This is a genomic window from Synergistaceae bacterium (assembly GCA_021372895.1).
In the GTDB taxonomy this organism is placed as follows: Bacteria; Synergistota; Synergistia; order Synergistales; family Synergistaceae; genus JAJFTP01.
In genome coordinates this window covers 1-5,691 of record JAJFTP010000045.1, presented here as the reverse complement: position 1 = coordinate 5,691, position 5,691 = coordinate 1, and the positions used below count along the sequence as shown (strand labels likewise).

Annotated in this window: 4 protein-coding genes and 1 riboswitch; of the genes, 1 reads left to right on the top strand and 3 read right to left on the bottom strand. The window is 49.1% G+C overall.

What is annotated here, in order from left to right:
- The first annotated feature begins 590 nt into the window (after positions 1–590).
- A complete protein-coding gene (locus tag LLF78_04240) occupies positions 591–1,181 on the top strand; it encodes a virulence RhuM family protein (GenBank protein MCE5201701.1) in 591 nt (196 codons plus the stop codon).
- A 113-nt stretch (positions 1,182–1,294) separates the two neighbouring features.
- Here the strand turns inward: LLF78_04240 and LLF78_04235 are convergent, their stop codons facing one another.
- From LLF78_04235 to LLF78_04225, 3 genes are all read right to left on the bottom strand, one after another.
- A complete protein-coding gene (locus LLF78_04235; protein MCE5201700.1) occupies positions 1,295–1,639 on the bottom strand; it encodes a hypothetical protein in 345 nt (114 codons plus the stop codon).
- A gap of 1 nt (position 1,640) precedes the next feature.
- The gene (locus LLF78_04230; GenBank protein ID MCE5201699.1) at positions 1,641–2,051 is read right to left on the bottom strand and encodes a cupin domain-containing protein; all 411 of its coding nucleotides are present in this window, start codon (positions 2,049–2,051) and stop codon (positions 1,641–1,643) included.
- Positions 2,052–2,392: 341 nt separating this feature from the next.
- The gene (locus LLF78_04225) at positions 2,393–5,221 is read right to left on the bottom strand and encodes a molybdopterin-dependent oxidoreductase (protein ID MCE5201698.1); all 2,829 of its coding nucleotides are present in this window, start codon (positions 5,219–5,221) and stop codon (positions 2,393–2,395) included.
- A gap of 148 nt (positions 5,222–5,369) precedes the next feature.
- Positions 5,370–5,534, bottom strand: a riboswitch (molybdenum cofactor riboswitch).
- Positions 5,535–5,691: the final 157 nt, after the last annotated feature.

Sequence of the window (5,691 nt, the reverse complement as noted above, 5' to 3'; positions counted from 1 at the left end):
CAATTGACACAATTAAGAGAAAACGAAGAAGTCAGACCTACACAGCTTCCTGATGCCGGTCTCGAAGGTCTGAAGAAGTCAGAGGGGTCAGACCTACACGATTGATACAATATGATATATTTGTATCAATCGTGCAGTGATCAGAAGATCTGAAGCGAGGCTGTTGCCAAGAGGTGGGGTATTACAGGAGTTGGACATTTTGTTGATCGTGTAGGTCTGACCCCTCCGTGTTTCCTTCCGGAGCGCACCCCTGCAGATTCCCAAAATGGGTTACAATTGATTGCCGCCAGAGGTAATAATTGGTATCTATTTATTTAAAGGGAGACAACGAAAATTTATGACTCTTGGTTTTGAAAATGAAACAATGGAATTTAAAAAATAAACTGGAGAGCTTAAAGAGGCTGTGGCCTCTATTTGTGCAATTTTAAATAAACATGGATATGGAGAATTGTTCATCTATGCATCAGATCCGCCATTGTTCCGTGTAATTTGTAAGGTAGTCACCACATAAAAAAAATTTTCCAAAAGAGCATTTTAGTCCCTGCTGTTGCGGGATTGGAGAGTATTTGTTTTACGGAGGGTTTTATATTATGCAAAAAAACGACAACTTGGAAAATCCATATCCATCTTTGGGAGAAGTGCTCCTTTATAAAACTGCCGATGGCACTACTCGTGTGGAAGTCCAGTTCCACAATGAGACCCTGTGGATGTCTTTGGTACAAATGGCTGAACTTTTTCAGAAGGATAAATCGACCATCTCAAAACATATAAAAAAGATTTTTGAAGAGGGAGAGTTAAACCCAAAAGCAACTGTTGCAAAATATGCAACAGTTCAAAATGAAGGCGACAGGAGCGTCAAACGAGATATAGAATACTATAACCTTGATGTCATAATTTCTGTCGGATACCGCGTCAAATCCATAAGAGGCACACAATTCCGCATTTGGGCAAATTCTGTACTGAAAGAATATCTTATAAAAGGGTTTGCCATGAATGATGACCTGCTTAAAGAAGCTGGCGGCGGCAGATATTTTAAAGAACTTCTCGAACGCATAAGGGACATAAGAGCTTCAGAAAAGGTCTTTTATCGCCAGGTATTGGATATTTTTCCTGGAGTCCCGCCAATTCCTAACGAGTACGCCGGGTTAACCGCAATAAACCCAGCAATGATCGCACTTTGACAAAAGATGATTTGATCTAAACCTCGGTATGTGTTAGTGCATATACATAACGATGAGTAGCCAGTTGAAAACTGTCGAAAGTCGGCTATTACAGGACTTGCTTGGCTAGCTCGTTATGTGTGGCCGGGAACCCAGGCCTGCAACGCAAGAAAAGAGGGCTGACTGCCGCCTGTAGTCACAAAAATCTCATCTATGCCGTATATCAGGTCATACCTGCGCATCCAGTACTCCGATATCGCGGAGCGCAGTCCGGTAAGCCTCATTCCCGGCGCATAGTGGGTCGCCCCACCCTTTGCGGCTTCATAAAGCGCTTCACAGATCTCCGGAGGAGCAGATATGTCCGGTTCGCCAAGAGTGAGGTCGATGCTGCCCCTGATACCGGCGGCAACAGCCGCCATCTTCATCATCGAAGATGGCTCGATATGCCGGTAACGTTCAGAGATGAGGTTCTTGATCACGCTAAGATCTCTTTTCTGACTTGCGCTTAGCCCTCATGCTTGCCTTTTTGGCATGGGGGTCGCCGTATACTGGCACAATGCAGAAGAATTCAAACGGCTCATCTCCAAGATTCCTGAAGGTATGTTCCTTGCCGGCAGGAACACGCGCCCAGTTCCCCTTTGACATATCATAGTGTTCTCCTTCAACTTCCACTTCGCCTGTGCCGGATATTGAATAAAGAAGGTGATCCCAGTCATGCTTGTGCGTAGGGATCGATCCATGCGAAGGGAGTATGAAATGGCGCATGACCCAGTCGTCCCAGAACCGGCCGGGGCCGAAAACATTTCTCTTTATTATGTTTGGCGCCAGCGCTGATGCATTCAAGGTAGGCAGGTCAAGAACCGAGCCATAGTTTTTTTCACTCTCTGACATTTTGACTCCTCCTCTTAATTTCAATAAGACTTATAAACTCAACTTTCCCACCTCTTGCTGCTAGTGGATTCAAAACCTCTGTATTTCGTCTTCTCTGTATGTTATTCAGCGGAGAACCAGTGGCTCTAAAATATTGAAGTTGCTGGATTCCCGCTCAAAAGCATGCGGGAAAGACGGTGGGAAAGTTGAGTTATAAATCTTCAAGACACTAAATTATGAAACGCAGCAGATCGCATGCGATAACAGCGTAATACTAAGCGACAGATCCGCAAGCGTATATATCGATACGTCAGGGGACCTGTCGCAAGCATTACTAAGTCAGCGTCGCCGGATACCCCGTTTTATTTATTTATTTGCCTGAGACCTGCCAGTATCTTGTCCGGTGTTGCCGGTATGGCCTTTATGCGTACGCCGCACGCGTTGTTTATCGCATTGCAGACTGCGACATGCGGGGCCGCGAGCGGCATTTCACCTGTCCCCGAGGCACCGAACGGCCCAAGCGGACGCGGCGTCTCGACGTGAATGAGCTTGATATCATCCGGAATATCCTTGATGTATGGGAAACCCATTGTGACAAAATTGTTATATTTATTCTCATCGAGGAAATCTTCAGTCAGGGCAAGCCCTATCCCCTGGGCGACACCACCTATCTGCTGCCCGTCTACCACAAGGTAGTTGTTGATTACGCCGACGTCTCCTACGAGCACAAACTTTTCGCAGTGTGCCTTTCCCGTCTCTATATTGACTGAGACCATGGCAAGGTTGACTGCGAACATGTGGAAGCCGAATGGCTTGCCGAGACCTGTGTCCTTATCATTGCCCGAGCAGACCTCTATGCTCCCGTCGGCGTTCTGTACGCATGCCTGGGTGTAGCCTTCGTAGAAGGTGGGTATGTTCTCTGCGACCATCTCGTCGTATGTGCGGTATGTTCCGTCAGGCTTGCGCATCGCGTCAAGAAGCTTTTTGCAGCTGTCTACTATTGCATTCCCCACCATGACCTGCGAACGGCTTGCCGCTGCCGCTCCGCTGTTCGGAGCCTTAGCCGTGTCGCTGAGGACCAACTTGATCTGTGTGGGATGGAGATTCAGCGGCTTCAGAGCTTCATGTGCTGTTCCAAGACAGCCCATGTCTGCACCCTGTCCATGGTCTTCCCATGTGTTGTAGACGATCACTCCGTCCTTCGTGAGCTCAATGTTGCTTGCCGCCTCATCGGCGCCGTCGTCGTTCGAGTTGTAGATGCCTATGGATACGCCTACTCCGAACTTCACCTTGTCACTGCTCTTCGCAGCGGCATCCTTTTTCATCTCTTCATAGACAGGACGTGCCTTCTTCATCATCTCGGGAAGCGGGAAGACTTCCGGTGCATAGCCGGACGGCATCATTCCGCGCGGATTTGTCGTGAACGGCTCCCACTCAAGAAGGTTCATCTCACGGAAGTCAAACGGATCTATGCCGCACTTCTCGGCGAGCATGTCCATAGCTGTCTCGCAGCCCCAATAGGTCTGCGGTGCGCCGTATGCACGGAACGCTGCGCTCCAGCGGTGGTTGCTGAAGCAGGTATAACCGGTCGCACGCATGTTCTCGTATGCGTATGGCGCGAAGAAGAACTGTCCGCCCTTATTTGTGAGGTCGTTTGACGACTCGCTGTACGGGCCGTGATCCACCCACCAGGTCTGCTCTAATCCTACGAGCTTGCCGTTTTTGTCGGCTCCGGCACGGATGTGCATTAGAAACGGAGAACGCTTGGGCGTGCGTATGTTGTGTTCCTTCATGTTTATGCGCATATATACCGGACGCTGGCATGCGATGAGAGCTATCGCAAGATAGGGTTCATTAGTAGGCGCTACTTTGTATCCGAATGATGCGCCCATGTTGTTCTGGATGATGCGGATCTTGGATGGCGCAACGCCCACTCCGCGCGCGATCATCATCTGATGACGGTAGACGCAGATCGATTTCGATGCTATCGTCAGGCGGCCCTCTTCGTCATAGTATGCGTATCCGCAGTCCGACTCAAGAACCATGTGCGGCTGGCGTGAGCTGTAGAATTCTTCGTCTACAACGTATTGGGCCTTGTAGAGGTCGTCCTTCGGATCCTTTCCCTTTGTGAAACAGCGTTTGTTGAACGCGTTGGGCATTCCGTCTATTCCGTCGATCTCGTCATAGACTTTGACTGCATCCGGGGCCTTCGCCTGATAGATGTCGATAAGCTCGGGCAGCGCTTCATAGTCAACTTTTATCTTCTCCGCCGCAGCGCGTGCATTTGTCTCCGTATCGGCACAGACTATCGCTATGCATTCGCCCCACTGGCGGATCTTATCGCCCTCTTCGACCATTATGCGGCGTTCCCAGCCATCCGTAGTGACCGAAGGACATCCTACCTGACCGCGGATGCGGTTCGTCCCCCTGTTGGCCTTGACGTCCTTGTAAGTTACGACCTTAAAGACTCCGGGCATCTTCTCCGCTTCACTGATGTCAATTTTGTTGACCTTCGCGTGCCGTACGCCTTCAAGTGCAAACGGATATGCGAACAGGAACTCTTCCGGCAGCTTCAGACGATCGTCATCACCATAGTCAAAAGTACCGGTTGCCTTGAATATTGCGCTGGGACGCGGATATTTTGAATTCCAGATCGAGTCTCCCGGCTTGTACATCCCGGCCAGATCCTCGATCTTCTCTTCCCCGCGCAGTATAGCTGCGGCCTTCATGACAGCGTCTACAATCTGGACATATCCGGTACAGCGGCACGCCATCCAGTTCTTGCCGAACCAGTCGCGCACTTCTTCGCGGGTCGGGCTTGGATCCTGGTCGAGAAGAGCCTTTGTGCAGGTAATAAATCCCGGGGTGCAGAATCCGCACTGTATCGCGCCGCATACGATGAATGCCCATTGAATTGCATGGAGGTTATCTGGGGTCCCGATCCCTTCGATCGTAACGATATCAGAGTACTCGGGGACATTCTTCCAGCGCGTGATGCAGGAACGTACTACCCTGCCGTTTAGGATGATGTTGCAGACTCCGCACTGGCCACAGTTGCAGCCGCGCTTTGTTCCCGTCATCTTCAACTGGTCGCGTATAACAGTAAGAAGCGTCGTTTCGGGCTTGCCTATGACCCTCCTGGGCACACCGTTGATGGTCAGGTTCTTAACATGATAATTTGCTTCTGTCACTGTAAAACAACTCCTTTCTCATTTTCATAAACCGGATTATTTACTGCTGACGTATTTCAGTACTCCCCATACAAATAAATGGAGAAAAACACCGGTATCATATTGGAGTCGGGGTGAAAGATAAGAGAGCGCAGGTTTTGACTTTGCGTCAGTTTCTTTATGATCCCCTTTCCAAATTGGACGCTTGGTGCGTCCCAGGAGGTCCCGCAGTTTACTGCGAAGCCTTTGGAACTTCGGCATTGCAGCCGTTGTTCTCTGGTTCGCCATCATGGAAAATATCTTTAGACGGCAGAACTCGGGGTTTGCAACTCAGTTGCAAATTGTAGTAAATTTTCTGCATTAATAGTACAGCTCCATTGAACGTGCAACAACTTAAAGTGCAGATAAGGAAAATAATGGCCTGTTTTATCACACATTAGGGCATTTTAGTTTTTTGGCTGACGGTAAATTTGACATATAATGAAGCGTTA

What these genes read in the sequence shown, in the direction of transcription:
- LLF78_04240 (MCE5201701.1), top strand. Translation starts at nt 591, where the DNA reads ATGCAAAAAAACGACAACTTGGAAAATCCATATCCATCTTTGGGAGAA.
- LLF78_04230 (MCE5201699.1), bottom strand. Translation starts at nt 2,051, where the DNA reads ATGTCAGAGAGTGAAAAAAACTATGGCTCGGTTCTTGACCTGCCTACC.